At 40.2% G+C, this 20,768-nt stretch carries 9 protein-coding genes; 4 read left to right on the top strand and 5 right to left on the bottom strand.

Translation table 11 applies throughout. The annotated features are described in order from the left end of the window. Nucleotides 1–228: 228 nt before the first annotated feature. The 4 genes from V7K60_RS15935 to V7K60_RS15920 all read right to left on the bottom strand — a co-directional run bounded on the left by V7K60_RS15935 (nt 229) and on the right by V7K60_RS15920 (nt 5,754). A complete protein-coding gene (locus V7K60_RS15935) occupies nt 229–1,257 on the bottom strand; it encodes an O-antigen ligase family protein (protein ID WP_334926827.1) in 1,029 nt (342 codons plus the stop codon). A 196-nt stretch (nt 1,258–1,453) separates the two neighbouring features. Beyond that, entirely contained in the window at nt 1,454–2,557 is a 1,104-nt protein-coding gene (locus tag V7K60_RS15930; protein WP_334926826.1) for a glycosyltransferase family 4 protein, read from the bottom strand. Nucleotides 2,558–2,636: 79 nt separating this feature from the next. After that, the gene (locus tag V7K60_RS15925) at nt 2,637–4,070 is read right to left on the bottom strand and encodes an oligosaccharide flippase family protein (protein ID WP_334926825.1); all 1,434 of its coding nucleotides are present in this window, start codon (nt 4,068–4,070) and stop codon (nt 2,637–2,639) included. Between the two features lie 241 nt (nt 4,071–4,311). Next, a complete protein-coding gene (locus V7K60_RS15920; protein WP_334926824.1) occupies nt 4,312–5,754 on the bottom strand; it encodes a sugar transferase in 1,443 nt (480 codons plus the stop codon). A gap of 1,017 nt (nt 5,755–6,771) precedes the next feature. Between V7K60_RS15920 and V7K60_RS15915 the strand changes: the two genes are divergently transcribed. The 3 genes from V7K60_RS15915 to V7K60_RS15905 all read left to right on the top strand — a co-directional run bounded on the left by V7K60_RS15915 (nt 6,772) and on the right by V7K60_RS15905 (nt 15,387). Next, nucleotides 6,772–7,674: a methyltransferase domain-containing protein gene (locus V7K60_RS15915; protein WP_334926823.1), complete on the top strand. Its 903-nt coding sequence runs from the start codon at nt 6,772–6,774 to the stop codon at nt 7,672–7,674. A gap of 273 nt (nt 7,675–7,947) precedes the next feature. Next, nucleotides 7,948–13,899, top strand: coding sequence for an amino acid adenylation domain-containing protein (locus tag V7K60_RS15910; RefSeq protein ID WP_334926822.1), 5,952 nt, complete (start codon nt 7,948–7,950; stop codon nt 13,897–13,899). A 306-nt stretch (nt 13,900–14,205) separates the two neighbouring features. Next, the gene (locus tag V7K60_RS15905; RefSeq protein ID WP_334926821.1) at nt 14,206–15,387 is read left to right on the top strand and encodes an aldo/keto reductase; all 1,182 of its coding nucleotides are present in this window, start codon (nt 14,206–14,208) and stop codon (nt 15,385–15,387) included. A gap of 134 nt (nt 15,388–15,521) precedes the next feature. Here the strand turns inward: V7K60_RS15905 and V7K60_RS15900 are convergent, their stop codons facing one another. Further along, a complete protein-coding gene (locus tag V7K60_RS15900) occupies nt 15,522–16,850 on the bottom strand; it encodes a hemolysin family protein (RefSeq protein WP_334926820.1) in 1,329 nt (442 codons plus the stop codon). A 240-nt stretch (nt 16,851–17,090) separates the two neighbouring features. On the opposite strand from V7K60_RS15900, the gene mfd reads away from it, so the two are divergent. Continuing rightward, nucleotides 17,091–20,690 carry a transcription-repair coupling factor gene (mfd, locus tag V7K60_RS15895; protein ID WP_334926819.1) on the top strand — a complete coding sequence of 1,200 codons (3,600 nt, stop codon included), beginning with the start codon at nt 17,091–17,093 and terminating at the stop codon, nt 20,688–20,690. The last annotated feature ends 78 nt before the right edge of the window (nt 20,691–20,768 follow it).

Genomic DNA, 20,768 nt, shown 5'->3' with positions numbered 1-20,768 from the left:
GAAACCCTGAATTTATGGGTCATAAGGCAGGGCAAATGTGAAACGTTACTTTAGTAAAACACTCACTTGTCAAGTTTAAAATATACCTTATTTATGGAACCTATATTCATACTTGGCAAAACTGGGTTGAACAATAAATATGCATGTCTACATCATAATAGCTATCAGTTTTACTGTTACTAGCTGGTTACAATTATATTGATTAATTATCTGATTTTTGCTTCATCTTTACATTCTGACTGAGAAAGATGCCGCCACATAGAGTATCCAAGTCAAACTATTTGATTCCACTAAGTTAGACTCAGTGAGGCTAGATAAGAGTATAAATGTCATGTGTATAAGTGGCCAAATATCAAATGCTGTTTTACTACTACGCACCCAAGCAAATCCTTGCAGATAACTGCGCCAAAATCCTAAAAAGAATACTCCTAACCCTAAAAGACCCAAATCTAGGCAAAGAGCCATATAGCCATTGTGGGGGTGGGTTGGCGTCCATCCAGCTGCGAGCCAAATATAGGCAGATTCGCCATTCCATCCTTGCCAGAATCCACCATAACCGTAACCAAGCCAAGGATGTTTCCAAATCCTATCAATTACTAATGGCCACAACTCTGTTCGACCAGTCAGTGTCGCATCTTTCCCAATTGCACTGAATAGGATATCAGCATCGTTAGACAACCAAAAATATAAACCTTGGCTAATAGTAGCTATCATTATTAAAGTTGGTACCATGAACTGGTATGGCCAGCGCCAAATTTGAAAAGCAAAAAATGCCAATATTAGAATTAATAGATTAATTAGAGATGAACCTGAAGATGCAAGCAGTAAAAGTAGTACTGACAAGCAAAACCCACCCCAAAAAAGCCAATTACGTCTTTGATGTTGATAACCAAGGATCAAAAAAGTCATACTACTCGTTACCATTCTTGCTCCCAGACCGTTTTTGTGCGTGAATACTCCACGCCACTTTGGGCTGCCCAAATCATGCTGTATCCCGTATTGAGGCAAGGCTATAGCAAAAACGCAACTAAGTATTATAATAATTGCAAAGTTCCAAGCAAGTAAATGTAACTGCTGTTTTAAGCTATATCGCGAAGCAAAATATAATCCAAATAAACTGGAATTAATGAGGGCAAAACTATTTTTTAATGTTGTTGATGGTTCAAAAGACCAAATAATAGAAACAGCCGATAATAAAATTAAAGAATAAAGCCAAAAGCCTTTACTAAGGAAATAAAGAGTTTTCTTCCAACGCAAAACTAGTAGTACTAAGGTAACTGCGTAGATTAAAGAATAAATAATCCGAATCAAAGAGCTATCATATTCTACTAAATCCTGTTGTCCTGCTCCTCCTGACAGTACAACAACAAAAATTGCCCCTGAATACATCAGTAAGCTCACAATTGTGAATACCTGTTCAGCAAAAATTAGGATTTTCCTCATAATAAATTAACTAATATTTATCTTGCATATTCATTTCTTTATAATAGATTTGAGCTGTTTGAGCGGCAATATTTGACCAATTTAAATCTTCCTGACAACGAACTAAAGCCGCAGTTTGCATACGTTGTTGCAAGTCGCGATCGCTTAACAAATAAATAATGGCATCAGCTAAAGATTGGACATCACAACGTGGAACTAATAACCCATCTTTTTTATGCTGAATTATCTCACTTAATCCCCCTACTTCAGAGGCTACAACGAGTGTTCCCATCCCATAAGATAAGGCAGCCACACCACTTTGAGAGGCTTCTATATATGGTAGAACTGTTACTGTACTGCGTTGAAATAAATTACTTACTTCTTCAAGGGGGATAAAGTCATTGATAATTTCGTAGCGTTTCTCATCATAACCATTAGGGAAATATTGTTTTATGTTTTCTCCCCGTCCAGCGATAATCAGCTTGACTTCAGGTATACGTTCAGCAATTAAAGGCATAGCCTGAAGTAAATATTTCAATCCTTTATAAGGCCAGATGCGTCCAAAAAATAGCAATGTATTTGGCTCACGAGTCTGACTACTGTGATTACTTCGACGCTGATACAAACTACCAAGTTCCCCATGTGGTAAAACATTGACTTGCTCTTGAGGTATACGAAATTGTTCAGTTAGAATCTTTTTTAATTGATGAGTATGGACAATCAATTGTTGGGAACGATAGAAGGCAATACGCCTGGTATACTCTGAACCGAATACAGCCATGCTATCTCCTGGATGACGGAATATGTCGTGGATGGTTGTCACCAGTGGCGGCATTTTGTTGAGTAACAAAGTCCAATCATACCAAGGATCGTTAGTTTCTTGGACATGCAACACATCCGGCTTTATGTCTTTAATAATACGCATCATTGCGTACATAGATAATAGGTTGCGCGGGTCGCGAATCCGTGGTTTTCTAAAGCTAATCACACGGATACTAGGATCAAGAACATTGCTACAAACATCTGAGATTTTTTCCGGGTGAATTAACGTTAAATCAACATGTTTCACCAGACTGTTTGCTAATTCAATAGTGTAATCTTCAAAGCAAAAATGTAATAAAGCAACTTTAATCATAATTAAAAATATACCCTCACTTAAGTTATTTATTTCACAAGTTTTTATGAGTTAATAGTAAAAATTTATCGAAAGCAAATTATTTGCTATTTAACAATTTGAACCATAAAAAACGAAACCCTCCCAAGGCGCGAATACCTAAATAAATCACAAATAAAGCATAGGCACAAGTTGCAATAATTAGAGTTAATATAAAGTCTAAGCTAAGTTTTTGTAATAATATTAATATAGGTAGCATCCAAATAGTTATTATTAATGGTCGGCGCATAACTCGCCATAAATTTAGTGAAAATAGGTGAGTATAGGTGAAATAAATGTACTGAATAAAACCAGAAATAGTCATTAATAATGCCATTAAAGCTGCACCTACTAACTGATAATGTGAAACTAATAGCACGCCTCCCAAGCTCCCTAATGTAGTGGTAATAACTACTTCACGTAGGTTCACTATCTCAAAACCATTGGCTACAAGTAAATAAGTCAGAGAGCGTGTAAACGGCAAAGAAATGAGTGATGCAGCGCTTATAACAAGGGCTAGATTTGCTTCAGCAAAGCTAGCATTATAGAGAAAAATTAGTAAATCTTTGCCAAACAATAAGATTCCAAGATATAAAGGTAATGCTATGATTAGTAGGATTTCGATAATATTTTCAGCTATCTGCCTCTGCTTGTCCCTTCCTTGCTCTACTGCCTTTGAAAGTCTTGGAAATATTGCTAAACCTATACTATTAGCAATAATCATGAATGGTTGCAATAATTGTGTTATTCCGCCAAATAAACCTACTAAAAACTCATTGCCTAACAATGAAAGTATTAATATTTGAATTCTGCCACTAACTACAGCTATTGCTTCAATAGCAAAAAATGTACGCGCACTTTTGATTGTATTAAAGACAAAAATTCTATCAATCTGCCATTCTATTTTTACTAACCGAACGATAAAAATCCATTCAATTACCAAAATTAGTGTTTCTGAAAAAACTAGGATTGCCCCCAAATATTCAATTCCATATTTTAGTTGCATTGCCCAAATCATTATTATTATGCGTAAAATATAGACTGGGACTGTAGCGATCGCAATCAGATGCATCTTTTCTTTAGCTTGAAAAATTGCCTCTGTGATATTAGAAAGCGCAAAGGGAATGATTGTTAAGCCCATTATGTAACAAACAATCGAGGTTTTGGAACTATAGGGAAGTAAAAATACTACAATAACCAATGCCGCATAACTGAAAAAACTAAATATTAACTGTAGGTAAGTACCACTCATTAAATAGACTGGTGTTTTTTGTGGCTCACGAGCTAGTTCTCTAGTAAACAATGTTTTTAGCCCTTGTGAAGCAATGCCCACAAAGATAAAATAGTAGCTATATGCTAGTAAATACTGCCCTAAAGCTTCAGCTCCTAGAGTACGAGCAATAGAAGCGGTTAATACAAAGGCTGTAATACTTTGTGTTAACCGATTGAGTATCATTGAGAAGGAATTACTTATGAACTTGTACTTTTCTACCATTCTTATAATTCTTAATTCAGCTTAATTTTTTCATTTTTAGTCACCATAATTTTTTTCGGATATATCCTTATAGATATAGATTTTTCTAGAGCGCCCTCAGACAAAACAAGTAACTAATTACTCAGTCAGGTAGAAAAATCTAAATTTAATCCGCTATAAATTAAACTGAACACTGCAATAAATTGATTGATGCAAAAAGTAAATTTTCTAATCATAGCTGTATTGCTATGGATTGTTTCTGTTAGTAAGCACCGTCTTTTTTCAAAACTACCATAACTGTTTTAAGGAGGATCTCAAAGTCTAACCCGAGCGACCAATTTTCGATGTAACTAATATCGAGATGAATCACTTGTTCAAAATCTAAAATATCTGAGCGACCTGAGACTTGCCAAAGACCTGTGATACCAGGTAAAATTTCATGTCGAATAAAATGATGTTCAGAAAACTTTTCAACATCTCTGGTAGGTAAAGGGCGAGGTCCTACTATACTCATTTCTCCAAGGATAACGTTAAAAAGCTGAGGTAATTCGTCTAAACTGTAACGACGGAGAAATTTTCCAACACGGGTAATGCGAGGATCATCTTTAATTTTAAAGATAATTCCATCTTTAGTTTCATTTAAAGCTTCTAATTCTTTCTGTAATTTTTCCGCATCAGACCTCATCGTTCTGAATTTCCATACTTTAAACTGTTTACCATGTAAACCTATACGCGTTTGTTTATAGAATACTGTGCCTGGAGAGTCAAGTTTTATGGCTATAGCTATAGCTATATAAATGGGAAATGATAACATTACAAATAAAGTCGCAAAGCAAAAATCACAACTACGCTTTATCCAAAAATCTTTACCTGTAATTATCGGACAATCCAAACTCAGACAAGGCATTCCCCCTATTTTATTGAATTGTACGTTTTTATAAATTGGTTTTAATTCCATCGGTAAAATATGTACTTGTATCCCAGAGGCTTGAAATAACCAGCACAAAAACATTCTATTTTTTAGCGCATCCCAAGATATAAAAACTTCTGTCACTCCTAGTTGATTAAGCTGAGTTAAAGTTTGCTGACGCTTATATCTATCTAGTGAATTAGCATTCGCCGTTCCAGATACAATGTAATGCTTTTCTTTTTTTAGAAAACTCGCAATCTGATCGTGATCTTGAGGATCACAAATAATGAAAACAGAAGAACGAACTATTTTTTTCTGCTTGCGTAGATATTCAAGAGTAATATTTACAGCGTATCTACCAGTACAAATAAAAAATATACTTAGTAACCAAGGTAATAATATTAATCTTGGACGTGTAATATCAACAACTGGTTTATACAAAAAACTAACTAAAAGGATTAATCCATGAGCAAAAGTTAGCGATTTGATAATATTGAAATAATCATAGCGTTTTTGACCTTCTCGATAAATACCTTCGACAGCCAGCGATCCTATTTGAATCCCAATAGCTGTTAAAATCGGTAAATAATGACTCGGTATATACCAAGTAAAATTTCCAGAAGTAGATTGATATGCTGCTAAAACCCAAGCTAGAAATAAAAGAGTACAGTCTACTAAGAATAATGTTGTTAATCTTAACCACCACGAACCCTTACGTACCGTGACAAATGTCGATGCACGTAAATCCAAAGGCACTTCACTGAATTTATTTGTTGTAATGCTTTGATTACTCATATTTAGGAACTAGTTAGGAACACTTTGTGTAAGTAAAATTCGATTGATAAGAGTTTAATATACAAGACAATTTGGATCTTTCATATTTTTATTTACAAAGAAACCTGGACTTTCTAGTCTAGTCTCAACCATTTTATTTGAAGTAACTTTAAGTTTTTTATCGAAAGCATCCTCCAACGTCGGTTTGAGTGCCGTTACTACCGAAATGCCTAGTTTTCATTGCAGCCTATAATCAATCACATTTTAGTCTGGAAAACTTAATCGCAAAAAAAGGATTTGTTGATGAATATAGATTAGTAGTTAAATAAAACTCCTGATATTTATAAGCAAGCAAAATAAAAATAATATTATAATTTTTGAGGTGACTAATACATGATCTGAATTAATTATCATGGATATCGCAGATATCTTGGAGAGTTTCGCTTCTTAAAGGTATAGAATAATTGATATGTCCTCAGAAATTACTCTAGCATATTCAGGTAGACTAATTCAGCTTTGCTTATAAACTTACATCTTAAGTGTATATGTTTTTTTACAGCATAATTACTGACTTAACAAAATCTACACATAAACTATAACAAAATGCATTAAAAATTTGATATTTGTAACAAAAATTTACACAATGGCATATTTGTGGTTAAAGTTGAGTCAGTTTCATGGACATTTCTAAATAAAGTCTCAAAAGGGCAGTAACCTTAACAACGAGACTGTAGTTTGGAATAGAGGCTGATGTTACACAAATGAAACCTGAAATCTACCTAGTTAAGTTTCATGAAGTTCACCTAAATTCTTAAAAAAAATAATATTACGACTTTACATTATTTTTATATAATTAGATACAAAATAAAGATTTTGTAAAAAATATTTTTTGTTCAGGAGATTTTACTGAGATAGGATAATGTACCTTTATAATTACGTGTAAGTGTTTGTGTTTATTGGCTAAAACAGAAATTTGATCTTTTGGATTCAATTGTAATTAAGAGTTTCATTTCAATCAATAAAACTTAGGGTGAAAGTATGGTAACTAGCAAATTAGATATAATAAATCGATTGGGCAGGTTTTTAAACAATAAAAAGTGGCGTCTGCTGACAAATTTGCGTCTCAACAATTTAAAAGTTAATAAAATTTTACGCTCCACAAATGATTTGGAAATAGGAAAAGCACAGACAGAAATAAACAATTTATCTTTTTCTGAAAAAGATTATAAGGATTTTGTAAATTCAGATGTACTGAGTAAATATAATCAGCTTGATTACATCCATTCCAAGCCACTTGAATACCTGACGACAATGGCTCTATTAGATTTGAAAGAAGGTGATGAAATATTAGATGCTGCTGGTGGTGAAAAAGCTGAATATATAAAGGCTTTAATGGCAGTCTCAGACTTCAAATTGACTGCTTACTGTCAAGACTCATTATTGGACGGAAAAGTCACAGATGGAATTAAGTACATTGGTGGCTCTATTGATGCGATCCCTCTTCCAGACGAATCTTTAGATGGAATTAGCTGCCATCACTCTTTTGAGCATTTTCGAGATGATTTGGATATTAAGTTTATTAAAGAGGCAGTACGTTTATTGAAAGTGGGCAGGAAACTTGTCATTGCACCCCTATTTTTAACTAACGAATATGCAGAAATTTGGAATAATAAACGGATTCAGAAGTCTAATCTTGACAAAGCGATCACAATTTTTGACAATACTGCAAGCTTTGCTGGATGGGGTGCATATGAAGGCTTTGCTAGAACTTATAGTCCCGCTGCATTTAAAACAAGAATTATTGATAATTTACCAAGTAACTGCCATGCAAAAATCTACAAAGTTATTGTAGATGGAAAACCTGTGCCAGATCTCCAAAAAAATTATCATCAACCTCTGCTCAATGCTGAAATGAAGGCACTGGTAATAGTCAAAAACTAAAGAGCAAGCAATTTTTGAGTTTGGTAAGTGTTCTATTTGCAATTGCTTGGAGTCCAAACAATTAGTAGGGGCGCACAACATATCTGTGTGCTCCTAGTGTGCGTATCATTGAAAATTGCTAGATGTTAATTATGTGAGAATTAATAGTATTATGGTCATTTTCCATAGATTGGGGGCTGTATTTGCTCACATCTGTTTTAGTCATAAACCTTTAATTATTTACGTCCTCATAAAACTTTAATTATTTTATCCCCACTGAACTTAATATAGAAAATGCAGATAAATAGTCAAACATCAGAATATAAACAAAATATTACTTTAAATACCTTAACTAACATCATCGGCACTCAAGTTTTACAGGAATTAAATGACATCCAAGTAGTTCATCATCAGGATCTGTGCATTCATCAAATATTTGAGATGCAAGTAGAGCGATCGCCCCAAGCAATTGCGGTAGTATATGAAAATACAGAACTTACTTATCAGCAGTTAAACCAACGGGCGAATCTACTAGCACATCACCTACGTACTTTAGGCATTGGGCCAGAAGTTCTCGTGGGCATTTGCCTGGAGCGCTCTTTAGAGATGATTGTAGGATTGTTAGGAATTCTAAAAGCTGGAGGCGCTTATGTACCTTTAGATCCAGCATATCCCTCAGAACGTTTAGCCTTCATTTTGGAAGACACCCAGACACCAGTATTGTTAACCCAAGAAAAATTGGTCAAAAACCTACCACTGCATCAGGCGCAAGTGGTTTGTCTGGACTCAAATTGGCAAGGGAATATTCAAAACAGTCAAGAAAATCCTGTAAATGAGACGACGGCTGATAACCTCATTTACGTAATCTATACATCTGGCTCTACAGGACAACCCAAGGGTGTAACGATCCCTCACCGTGGCATCTGCAATCAACTCCACTGGAAGCAAACTACTTTTGGATTAACTTACGCAGACAAAGTTTTACTAACTATTTCTTTTAGCTTCGATCCCTCAGTATGGCAGATATTCTGGCCATTGTGCTTTGGGGGGCAATTGTTCATAGCTCGTCCTGGTGGACATCAAGACACAGCCTACCTTGTGAAGGTGATTACTGAGCAGCAAATCACCGTTCTGGCTTTAGTACCTTCCATACTGCGTGTCTTATTGGAAGAGAGGGGAATTGAGAATTGCCGATTCATCAGACACATTACCTGCGGTGGTGAAGCTTTACCTGGCGAACTTATAGAACGCTTCTTTGCCCGACTGAATTTGGACAATGTTTTACATAATTGTTATGGACCGACAGAAGCTTCAATTGATACCACTTTCTGGACTTGCCAGCGCGGTACTAATTATGCGATAGCTCCCATTGGTCGTCCGATTACCAATGCAGAGATTCACATCCTTGATGAAAATTTGCAGCCAGTGCCTATTAATGAATCAGGTGAACTGCACATTGGCGGTATTGGTTTAGCGCGAGGCTATCTTAACCGTCCAGAATTGACCACAGAGAAGTTCATTTTCAACCCTTTTAGCTCTGAACCTGGGTCACGCCTTTATAAAACTGGGGATTTGGCACGTTATTTGAGCGATGGTAATATCGAGTTCCTTGGTCGCATTGACCACCAAGTTAAAATACGTGGCTTCCGAATTGAATTAGGAGAAATTGAAGCCATACTAGCTCAACATCCGGCACTGACACAGACTTTAGTTCTAGCCAGAGAGGATATTCCTGGGGACAAGCGACTTGTGGCATATATTGTTACCAGTTCAGAACAAATTCCTAGTCAGGTTGAATTGCGTCGCTTTTTGGAAACTCGGTTGCCTGAATACATGGTGCCTGATTTCTTTGTATTTTTGGACACTCTACCATTAAATCCCAACGGGAAAATAGAGCGCCGCGCCTTGCCTGCACCAGATACATCTGATATTAGGCTGTCAACTAACTTTGTTCTACCTCAGAATTCGACAGAAGAAGTCTTAGCTAGCATTTGGGCGAAAGTTTTGTGTCTGGAACAAGTAGGCATCCACGACAATTTTTTTGAATTGGGAGGTCATTCACTGCTAGCCACTCAAGTGATGTCTAGGGTTCGCCAAGCTTTTCAAATAGAAATACCATTGCAACTCTTATTTGAGAATCCGACGATCGCTACTTTAGCTCAAGCAATCGCCCAAAACCAAACTCCAGAAAACGATCCCCAAAATCAGACTATTCCCCAAATAGCCAACCGGGGATCAGCACCTCTATCCTTTGCCCAGCAGCGAGTTTGGTTTTTGGAGCAGTTGGAACCCAACAGTCGAGCGTATATTGTCTCCAATGCACAGCGCTTAACGGGTAAGTTAAACCTAGGTATATTGCAACAGTCACTAGATGCGATCGTTATCCATCATGAGGCATTACGAACTAACTTTATGACATCACTTGATGGTAGCCCCATACAAGTAATTGGCACGCCTCGGCCAGTGGAACTTAAAATCATTAAGGTGACAAAAGATCAAGTAGAATTTTTCCTCAATCAAGAGGTGCAACGCCCTTTCAACTTAGAATCTGACTTGATGCTGCGTGCTACTTTGTTCCAAATAGACGAACACGAGCATATACTTTTGTTAATGATGCACCACATCGCTTCAGATGGTTGGTCAATCGGTATTCTTTGGCAGCAGTTAATAGCGCTTTATGAAGCTTTTTTGAACAGTAAGCCTTCCCCCTTGGCAAAATTGCCCATTCAGTATGCGGATTTTGCTGTGTGGCAGCACCAATGGCTATCAGGTGATGTACTTTCCAGCCAAATTAACTATTGGAAAACCCAATTAGCAGGTGCTAATACTGTACTGGAATTGCCTACCGACCGACCACGGCCACCAGTGCAAACTTACCAAGGAGCAGCCCAATCTCTGATGCTACCACAGACTTTGAGTGCATCACTCACAGAACTCTCGCATCAGGAGGGTGTGACTCTATTCATGACATTGCTGGCAGCCTTTGGGACAATACTGCACCGCTACACTGGACAAGAAGACATTCTCATCGGTTCTCCCATTGCCGGACGTAACCGTTCTGAGATTGAAGAATTAATTGGATTTTTTATTAATACTGTTGTTTTACGGACTGATTTTGCCGAGAACCCCAGTTTTCGTTCAGTGCTAAATCGAGTCCGCCAGATGGCATTAGCTGCTTATGCCCATCAAGATATGCCCTTCGAGAAATTAGTAGAAGAACTGCAACCAGAGCGAGATACCAGTCGCAACCCACTGTTTCAAGTGTGGTTTAATATGCTCAACTTAAGGGACATCCAACTGGAACTACCCGGAGTGGCTATCGAACCAGTCTCGATCCTAGAAACAGCTTCTAAGTTCGACTTAACCCTTTACGTTACAGAACAAAATCAAGGAATCCAACTTGATTTAGTTTACAACACCGATCTGTTTACTTCAGAGCGGATGATGGAAATGCTTCATCAATTCCATCACTTACTAAATCAAATTGTTGCTGCTCCAGAGAGCCAGATTAGTTTATATTCCCTGGTGACACCAGAAGCACGACCTTTGCTGCCAGAGCCAAGGGCGGTTTTGCCAGAACCACGGTATGAGTTGACGACAACAATGTTTACCTCTTGGGTAAATCGTACCCCAGAACATTCATCACTTCGTCAAGGATTTCGCACCTGGAATTATGGGGAATTGGGCAAAATCGCTCAAACTTTAGCACAGGTTTTGTTATCTCACGGAGTAGAGCGGGGAGATGTCGTAGCCGTGTTTGGGACACGCAGCTTTGGGCTAGTTGCCAGTATGCTTGGCGTACTCTTGAGTGGTGGTGTGCTACTCACCCTCGATCCAAAACTTCCCAGCCAACGCCAGCGGCTGATGTTACACGAAGCTAAAGCTAAATACATATTATATATTGATGGTCAGCGTCCAGAAGACAAAAATATAGGGGAGTCTTTAACTAGCATCTGTGTCAACCCAGACACAGGAGAAGCTATAAATTCGCAAAAGAGCATTGAAGCAGTAAATCTACCTGAAATTACTGCCGACGATGCAGCTTATATTTTCTTCACTTCTGGCACTACTGGTGTGCCCAAAGGGGTGCTAGGGTGTCATAAAGGGTTGGCGCATTTTCTGAACTGGCAGCGACAGACCTTTGAAATTAATCAGCAAGATCGTGTTGCCCAATTAACTGGTCTTTCTTTTGATGTCGTTCTTAGAGATATTTTCTTACCTTTAACTAGTGGTGCAACCCTATGCTTGCCAGAAGAAGAGGATAACTTAGAACCGACTAGAATTCTGCGTTATTTAGAAAATGAGCAAATTTCTGTACTTCATACAGTTCCTTCGCTGGCGCAATTATGGTTAGCGAATGTGCCGTCAGGAGTCTATTTAGGTAACTTACGCTGGTTATTCTTGGCTGGAGAACCTCTGAAAGAAACCCTTGTACTTCGCTGGCGGGATGCTTTTCCCGAATCAGGTGAAATTATTAATCTCTACGGCCCGACAGAGACAACCTTGGCGAAATGTTATTACCGAGTACCTGTTGAGTGTAGCCCTGGTGTACAGCCAGTTGGATTGCCGCTGCCTCAAACCCAAGCACTGGTTTTCACACCAAATCACCAACCGTGCGGTATTGGTGAACCGGGCGAGATTGTAATCCGAACTCCATTCCGTAGTTTGGGCTACATCAATGCCCAGCAAGAAAACCGTTCTCGGTTTGTCAAGAACCCTTTTCGGAACGATCGCCAGGATTGGCTTTATTATACAGGCGATCGCGGATGCTATCGTCCAGATGGCTCTCTAGAAATTCTCGGTCGCCGAGATCATCAAGTCAAAATTCGGGGGATACGCATTGAACCAGGGGAAATTGAAACGGTGTTAGCCCAACATCCAGATATACTTCAGACTGTAGTAATTGCCCGTGAAGATGTTCCCGGCGATCAACGTTTGGTGGCTTACATTATACCGAATAAAGACTCAGCAATTGCGATTACTAATATCCGGGGCTTCCTCTCGACAAAATTGCCACAATACATGCTACCTTCGGCTTTTGTCGTGCTGGACACCATGCCTTTAACTGCCAACGGCAAGGTAGACCGTCGCGCTTTACCAGCACCAGACTTATCGAGGCAAGAACCAGAAGCCAGCTTTGTTGCTCCCCGCAATCAAGTGGAACACCAGTTAACCCAGATTTGGGAACAAATTTTAGGTGTCCAGCCGATTGGTGTTAGGGATAACTTCTTCGAGCTAGGAGGACATTCTATCCTAGCAGTAAAACTGTTTTGGCAAATTGAAAAGACATTTAGTAAAAACCTGCCACTTGCCATTCTTTTCCAGTCAGGGACTGTAGAGGCTCTAGCCAAAATAATCTGCCAAGAAGAAGATTTAACAAAAAACTCGGCTTTAGTAAATACCTTAGACCAATCAAAATCTAGCTGGTCATCCCTAGTAGAAATTCAACCCAACGGCTCCAAGCCACGTTTTTTCTGTATTCATGGACTGGGTGGAGAAGTCTTATGTTTCCGTGAATTGGCATTGCATCTGGGGATAGAACAACCATTTTACGGATTACAACTACGGGGACTAGATGGAAAATACCCTCTCCATACCCGCATTGAAGATATGGCAGCGCATTACATTCAAGAAATTCAGATCCTTCAACCTCATGGCCCTTATTTTCTCGGAGGTTATTCCTTTGGGGGTACAGTTGCCTTCGAGATGGCTCGGCAACTCCACGAGCAAGGCGAACAAGTTGGTATTTTAGTTATGCTTGATAGTTGTCGTATAGGTTATAGCTGGCAGGCACCATTTCTCAAGCGAGTTTTTTTGCATTTAAATAATATTGTTAAACAAGGGCCTAACTACCTTTGGCAAAAAGTTATGAGATGGAGTTATTGGCGTAAGCAAGAACTGCAAAATACATATAACCGTTACTTGGAAGACGTACTTAATGTACCTGAAACTGACAAGCATTTAAAGGTTATAGATACTAACACTCAAGCCCTTAATGACTATATTTTTTCACCTTACCTTGGTCGAGCTATTCTTTTGCGGACAGAGGACAAAAATCGGGACGAAGCTATAGGCATAGAATACGATCCTCAATTTGGCTGGGGCGACCTAGTGGTTGGAGGATTAGATATCCATTACCTTCCCGGATCTCACCTGAACATACTTAATGAACCCCATGTACAAGTGTTAGCTGAAAAATTGAGAAATTGCTTAACTCAGGCACAGTCTCAGTCTGCAAAGAATTAATTTGAACTTTTCCGTTAGTTCACCTTCGCACAACTCAGCACTGCTGGGTCGTTTTGCCATTTCTTGGTCTAAACTTGAGAGAATAATAGAAAAATTCTTGTTAGTGGTAACTAGGATGAGATAATTATTCTATGGAACTGGAATATTGGTAGGTAAAAATCCAATAACCAAAAGACCTGACCGATTTAAGAATGCGATGAATATTGCTAGTATCACAGATTGAACAGAGGGAATGATTGTGGCACTGAAAGCTGGAATGAGTATCGTTTTTAGATTTTAAGTTGGTAAGCAATCCACAATCCACTGATGCTATATAGAAGATTTGGACGCACAGAATTACAGATGCCAGTGTTTTCCTGCGGTGGCATGAGATATCAGTTCAAATGGCAGGATGTTCCCAATCATGAAATTCCTGCTGATAACCAGGCAAATTTGGAAGCGACTATTAGAAGGGCAGTCGAGGTTGGGATTAATCATATTGAAACTGCCCGTGGTTATGGCACTTCTGAAATGCAATTGGGGAGAATATTGCCCAAGTTTCCCCGCGAAAAGTTGATTGTTCAGACCAAAGTCAATCCAAAGGCAGATGCGAAAGAATTCCGGGAGATATTTGAACAATCTTTGAAAAATCTCCAGTTAGATTATGTTGACCTTTTAGGGTTGCACGGCATTAATCATCCTGAGTCGTTAAATGACAGCATCCGTCCTGGTGGCTGTTTGGAAGTAGCACAGCAGTTGCGAGCAGAGGGAAAAGTTAGATTTATTGGCTTTTCTACACATGGCTCAACAGATGTGATTGTGCAGACAATTAATACCAATCAATTTGATTACGTGAACCTGCACTGGTACTACATTAATCAATGGAATTGGGCAGCAATTGAAGCAGCTAAACGCCACGATATGGGGGTGTTTATTATTAGCCCTTCTGATAAAGGAGGTTTGTTGTATAAACCTCCACAAAAATTAGTCAATCTTTGCGCCCCATTGAGTCCAATGGTGTTTAATGATTTGTTTTGTTTGAGTCGTCGAGAGGTGCATACACTAAGCTTAGGAGCAGCAAAACCAGAAGATTTTGATGAACACCTGAAGACTTTAGAATTAATAGATCGGGCATCAGAAATTTTGCCACCAATTTTAGCAAGGTTGAAATCAGAAGCGATCGCTACTTTGGGAGAACATTGGGTAAAATCCTGGGAAACAAATCTACCAAACTTTGACGAAACCCCTGGTGAGGTAAATATTCGGGTGATTTTATGGCTGCGAAATTTAGCGATCGCCTACGATTTAGTAGACTACGCTAAAATGCGCTACAACCTGCTTGGCAATGGTGGGCACTGGTTTCCCGGCAACCAAGCCAATCGGCTAGATGAATTAGACTTGCGGCAATGTCTCGCCCGTAATCCCTACGCCGATAAAATCCCCCAACTTTTAGAACAAGCTCATCATTTGTTGGCAGGTGAAGCGGTCAAACGTCTATCTCGCACTTGATAAATTACATAAATAGGGCATTGGCTATTATAGCGTATGGGAAATAGTAAACAATAATTATCAATGCCCAATGACGCCAGTTGCTTTAAGTCCGGCATTTCCCGCCCAACGCACTGGCTCCCCAATGCCCAATCCTAATCAGATTTTTTCGTATCTGCTGATTTAGATGCCTTCGGTACGACTAGCACCTTATCAACGCGATTACCATCCATATCCATCACTTCAATTCGCATACTTTGCCATTCAAAATGATCTGCTGCGGCAGGAATACGACCTAGATGGGTGATCACAAAACCGCCTAACGTTTGATAACTGCCGCGTTCCTCAGATTCCCACTCTTCCATCCCAAAAAGTTCCAAAAACTCCTCTACAGGCAACATCCCATCCAAAAGCCAGGAACCATCTTCGCGTTGTACAGCTTGTGGTTGATCCTGTCCATCCGTTGAAGGAACGTCACCCACGATTTCACTCATGATGTCGTTGAGAGTGACTAATCCTTGAATTACGCCGTATTCATCCACTACCAGCGCCATGTGAGTGATAGTTTGCTTGAACAATTCCAAAACTTTCAAGCCACGGGTGCTTTCTGGCACAAATACAGGCTGTCGCAATCCGATAGTCAAGTCTAGTGGTTCCCCTCGGAAACTCCTGGCTAATAAGTCAGTGACAGGGATAACACCCAGCACATTGTCAAGTCCCCCCTGACAAACTGGATACCGAGAATAGGCACTATCAACCATTTTTTGACGATTTTCTTCGGCAGAGTCGTCTAAGTCTAGCCAAACAATATCAGGACGGGGTGTCATTAAGTAACTGACAGGGCGATCGCCTAAACGAAAGACTCGCTCTACCATATCCTGTTCAGCTTCCTCAAAAGTTCCCGCCTCTGTGCCTTGCTCAATTAAGATTTTAATTTCTTCTTCGGTGACTTGCGGCTCGGTAGAAGCTGTAATTCCCAGTACTCGCAGGATCAAATCTGTAGAAGCACTTAAAAGATATACCATTGGCGAAGCGATCGCCGATAAGGCACGCATTGGAATAGCTACATTCGATGCAATTCTTTCTGGGTTGTTTAATGCCAGACGCTTTGGTACTAATTCGCCAACAATGAGTGACAAATACGTAATGATCAAAACCACTATTCCAAAAGATATCGGTTCACTATAAGGTGCTAACAAAGGTACAAGTCGCACATAGGCTGCCAGTCGGTTAGCAATTGTTGCTCCTCCAAAAGCACCAGTTAGGATACCGATTAGGGAAATACCCACCTGAACGGTTGACAGGAAATGATTTGGAGACTCCGCTAATTTCAATGCTGCCATCGCCTTGGCATCTCCTTGATTGGCAAGCTGCTGTAGCCTAACTTTCCGTGCCGAGACAATCGCCATCTCAGACATAGAAAACACGCCATTGGCAATAATTAGCACCAAAATGATTAAAATTTCAAAAGTGATGGAGGACATGTTTAAAATTGCCGCTTATCAGAGCGAACGTAGCTCAATCCCTAGTATCTAGTATTAAAGGTGCTTCGATAAATACTTTGACTATATACAAAGTAGTAGTTATAGTTCTTAAGTTTATTAGTAACTGTGCATTATTCTTCCACCGAAGGAATAAGAAAGCTGTTAACACTTTTAAAATAGTTGACATAAACTGCCTTAAGATTTGCTGACCCACAAAGACTCCCATCGCTAGTAGTACTTATGTCATTTTCTTCTATTGTGCGTGCCTTAGGCCGATCGCCACTCACCACTGAATTTATTTCTAAGCTGAATCGACAACAAGAATTGCGGTTAAATGGCATTCCCAGGCTGCCCAAGACTCTAGTGGCTTCGGCATTAGCGCAGTCTCAGGGCAAGGATTTGTTTGTGGTTTGCGCCACTCTGGAAGAAGCTGGACGCGTTTACGCACAACTGGAGGCAATGGGATGGCAAACAGTACATTTTTACCCCACCTCCGAGGCTTCTCCCTACGAACCTTTTGACCCGGAAACTGAAATGAGTTGGGGGCAAATGCAGGTATTGGCAGATTTGGGAATGGGGCATGGGGGAGCCACTGCGTTGGGCGGCTCTGCCGACTTGAAGCAAGTGGTGTCATTGGGCATGGGGCATGGGGAAGAAAACCAAATCCCAACTCCCTCGCAATTACCTAAGATGGCGATTGTGGCTACTCAAGGGGCGCTGCAACCTCATTTGCCTCCACCAGAAGCTTTTCAACAATTCTGTCTTACCCTGAAAAAAGGGATGGAATTAGACTTGAATACCTTCAGTGAGAAAATAACTATTTTGGGATACGAAAGAGTTCCTTTGGTGGAAATGGAAGGCCAATGGAGTCGGCGAGGCGATATTGTTGATGTGTTCCCGGTTTCTTCTGAGTTTCCAGTCAGGTTGGAATGGTTTGGCGATGAAATCGAGCAAATGCGGGAATTTGACCCAGCAACCCAACGTTCTGCCCTCGACAAAGTTGACCAGTTAATTCTTACCCCCACTAGCTTCACTCCCATCGTGATGGCTGCACTGAAGAATAATCCTGAGTTCCGAGTGCTGAGTGCTGAGTTAAATTCTGACTCAGAACTTAGCACTAATAACTCATCTCTGATGGAGGGCAGTCGTCGTTTTTTGGGGTTAGCGTTCGAGCAACCAGCATCTCTGCTAAACTACTTAGCAGGAAACACCCTGATTGCCATTGATGAGCCAGAACAGTGCCATGCTCATAGCGATCGCTGGGTAGAAAATGCTGAGGAACAGTGGGGAATGGGGCATGGGGAAGAGTCTAACCAATTGCTAATTGCCAATTCCCAATTACCGAAAATTCATCGGTCTTTTGATGAATGTTTGGTTGATGTTGCCAAGTTTAAAACATTATATTTATCAGAACTATCAGAGGAAAATAGTGGGATCAATCTTGCCAGCCGTCCTGTTCCAACCACACCACACCAGTTTGCTAAACTAGCTGAAACCATCCGCCAAGAACGCGATCGCAATTTCTCGATCTGGCTGCTTTCTGCTCAACCTTCGCGTTCCGTCTCACTGTTGCAAGAACATGACTGTCCGGCTCAGTTTATCCCCAATCCCCGCGACTACCAAGCGATTGATAAGCTGCAAATCAACCATATTCCCATTGCCCTAAAATATTCTGGTCTTGCGGAACTAGAAGGTTTTATCCTGCCTACTTACCGATTGGTAATTGTTACAGATCGGGAATTTTTTGGGCAGCATTCATTGGCGACTCCCGGATATATCCGCAAGCGCCACAAAGCTACTTCTAAACAAGTTGATCCCAATAAGCTGCGTCCAGGCGATTATGTGGTTCACAGAAATCATGGTGTTGGTAAATTTGTCAAGCTGGAAAGTTTGACGATTAATAACGAGACCCGTGATTATTTAGTGGTGCAGTATGCTGATGGGTTACTCAGAGTCGCAGCCGATCAAGTGGGTGCTTTATCGCGGTTCCGCGCCGCAGGTGATAAAGCACCGGAACTTAATAGGATGACTGGTAAAGCTTGGGAAAATACCAAGAATAAAGTCCGCAAAGCGATTAAAAAATTGGCGGTGGACTTGTTGAGACTTTATGCAGCGCGATCGCAACAACAAGGTTTTAGCTTCCCAGATGATATGCCTTGGCAGGAGGAATTAGAAGATTCTTTCCCGTACCAACCCACAACGGATCAGCTCAAAGCTGTACAAGATGTAAAACGCGACATGGAAAGCGATCGCCCAATGGATCGCTTAGTTTGTGGCGATGTCGGTTTCGGGAAAACGGAAGTGGCGATTCGTGCTATTTTCAAAGCAGTCATCGCCGGTAAACAAGTGGCACTCCTTGCGCCAACGACTATTTTAACACAGCAGCATTACCATACACTCAAAGAACGTTTTGCTCCCTACCCAGTAAATGTCGGCTTACTCAACCGCTTTCGTTCCGCTGAAGAACGCCGCGATATTCAAAAGCGATTGGCAACGGGTGAATTAGATGTAGTAATTGGTACGCAACAACTTTTAGGTAAAGGGGTGATATTCCGCGATTTAGGACTGTTGGTGGTGGATGAAGAACAGCGGTTTGGGGTGAATCAGAAAGAGAAAATTAAAAGCCTGAAAACTCAGGTGGACGTGCTTACCCTCTCAGCCACTCCCATTCCCCGGACTTTGTATATGTCCTTGTCAGGAATTCGGGAAATGAGTTTGATTACCACGCCACCCCCAACCAGACGACCAATTAAAACCCATCTATCACCGATTAATTCCGAAAGTATCCGCACAGCAATTCGTCAAGAATTAGACAGAGGCGGACAAGTTTTTTATGTAGTTCCACGAGTAGACGGAATTGAAGAGACAACAGCCAATTTACGAGAAGTGATACCAGGAGCTAGGTTTGCGATCGCTCACGGTCAAATGGATGAAAGCGAGTTAGAATCAACCATGCTCACTTTCAGTAATGGCGATGCAGATATCCTTGTTTGTACGACAATTATTGAATCTGGCTTAGATATTCCGCGAGTCAACACGATATTGATTGAAGATGCTCACCGCTTTGGATTGGCACAGCTTTACCAATTACGCGGTCGTGTAGGACGTGCAGGTATCCAAGCTCATGCTTGGTTATTTTATCCGAAGCAACGGGCATTATCTGATGCGGCACGGCAACGATTACGAGCAATTCAGGAATTTACTCAGCTAGGTTCTGGGTATCAACTAGCGATGCGCGACATGGAAATCAGAGGTGTGGGTAACTTGCTAGGTGCAGAACAATCCGGTCAAATGGATGCCATTGGTTTCGATTTATACATGGAAATGCTAGAGGAAGCAATTCGGGAAATCCGAGGACAAGAAATTCCGAAAGTGGAGGATACCCAAATTGACCTCAACCTGACGGCATTTATCCCAGCAGATTACATTACCGATTTGGATCAAAAGATGAGTGCTTATCGGGCGGTGGCCACAGCTAAATCTAAATCAGAATTAAAGCTAATTGCTGCCGAGTGGAGCGATCGCTATGGTACTTTACCAGTCCCTGCAAATCAACTTTTGCGAGTCATGGAACTCAAACAGCTAGCGAAAAAACTCGGATTTAGTCGGATTAAACCAGAAAACAAGCAGCACGTCGTTTTAGAAACGCCGATAGAAGAACCAGGTTGGAATTTGTTGGCGGCAAATTTACCAGAAAATCTCAAGACGCGCTTTGTCTATTCTCCTGGTAAAGTTACAGTGCGTGGGTTAGGAGTTTTTAAAGCAGATCAACAATTGCAGAATTTGATTGATGCTTTCGCGAGAATGCAGGGTGCAATTCCAGAGGCAGCTGTTGTTTGATGATTTGAATCAAACTAAAAGGCTAAAAGAATTATGGTAAACACATTTTAATCTAGAACCCCGGTTTCGGACTTATTT

Source organism: Nostoc sp., assembly GCF_036917555.1.
In the GTDB taxonomy this organism is placed as follows: Bacteria; Cyanobacteriota; Cyanobacteriia; order Cyanobacteriales; family Nostocaceae; genus Nostoc.
The sequence above is the reverse complement of the archived record's forward strand: the minus strand, read 5'-3'. Positions and strand labels throughout refer to the sequence as shown.

Excerpts from the sequence above, each read along its gene's own strand:
- V7K60_RS15930 (WP_334926826.1), bottom strand. The coding sequence starts at position 2,557 with ATGATTAAAGTTGCTTTATTACATTTTTGCTTTGAAGATTACACTATT.
- V7K60_RS15925 (WP_334926825.1), bottom strand. The coding sequence starts at position 4,070 with ATGGTAGAAAAGTACAAGTTCATAAGTAATTCCTTCTCAATGATACTC.
- V7K60_RS15920 (WP_334926824.1), bottom strand. The coding sequence starts at position 5,754 with ATGAGTAATCAAAGCATTACAACAAATAAATTCAGTGAAGTGCCTTTG.
- V7K60_RS15915 (WP_334926823.1), top strand. The coding sequence starts at position 6,772 with ATGGTAACTAGCAAATTAGATATAATAAATCGATTGGGCAGGTTTTTA.
- V7K60_RS15910 (WP_334926822.1), top strand. The coding sequence starts at position 7,948 with ATGCAGATAAATAGTCAAACATCAGAATATAAACAAAATATTACTTTA.
- V7K60_RS15905 (WP_334926821.1), top strand. The coding sequence starts at position 14,206 with ATGCTATATAGAAGATTTGGACGCACAGAATTACAGATGCCAGTGTTT.
- V7K60_RS15900 (WP_334926820.1), bottom strand. The coding sequence starts at position 16,850 with ATGTCCTCCATCACTTTTGAAATTTTAATCATTTTGGTGCTAATTATT.
- mfd (WP_334926819.1), top strand. The coding sequence starts at position 17,091 with ATGTCATTTTCTTCTATTGTGCGTGCCTTAGGCCGATCGCCACTCACC.